At 57.5% G+C, this 529-nt stretch carries 1 protein-coding gene and 1 pseudogene; both read right to left on the bottom strand.

The genetic code is table 11. The annotated features are described in order from the left end of the window. A partial coding sequence (locus AB4Z23_RS28150; protein ID WP_441361265.1) for a TCP-1/cpn60 chaperonin family protein occupies positions 1-375 on the bottom strand: 375 nt, incomplete at its 3' end. Between the two features lie 48 nt (positions 376-423). Next, positions 424-529: pseudogene (locus tag AB4Z23_RS28145) on the bottom strand (co-chaperone GroES); the annotation flags it as partial.

Here is a 529-nt window from a genome sequence, read left to right as displayed (position 1 = left end):
ATCGACGGCAATGTCGATCCCGCGCTTCAGGTCCATCGGGTTCATGCCGGAGGCAACAGCCTTGGCACCTTCTTTGATGATCGCCTGGGCAAGAACGGTCGCCGTGGTGGTGCCGTCGCCGGCAAGGTCATTGGTCTTCGATGCCACTTCGCGCAGCATCTGGGCGCCCATGTTCTCGAACTTGTCTTCCAGCTCGATTTCCTTGGCAACCGACACACCGTCCTTGGTAATGCGCGGCGCGCCGAACGACTTGTCGATTACGACGTTGCGGCCTTTCGGGCCAAGTGTAACTTTCACCGCGTTAGCGAGAACGTCGACCCCACGCAGCATGCGTTCACGGGCATCGGTGTTGAATTTGACTTCTTTCGCAGCCATTTGTTCACTCCTTCAATAGGCAGCTTTTTGACTGATGTACGCGCGGCCTTACGCGGCCCGCTTCTGCTCGGCCTGGGCTTCGATGATACCCATCACGTCACTTTCCTTCATGATCAGCAGGTCTTCGCCGTTGATCTTGATCTCGGTACCGGAC

Source organism: Agrobacterium sp. MCAB5, assembly GCF_052114365.1.
Lineage (GTDB): Bacteria > Pseudomonadota > Alphaproteobacteria > Rhizobiales > Rhizobiaceae > Agrobacterium > Agrobacterium tumefaciens.
The sequence above is the reverse complement of the archived record's forward strand: the minus strand, read 5'-3'. Positions and strand labels throughout refer to the sequence as shown.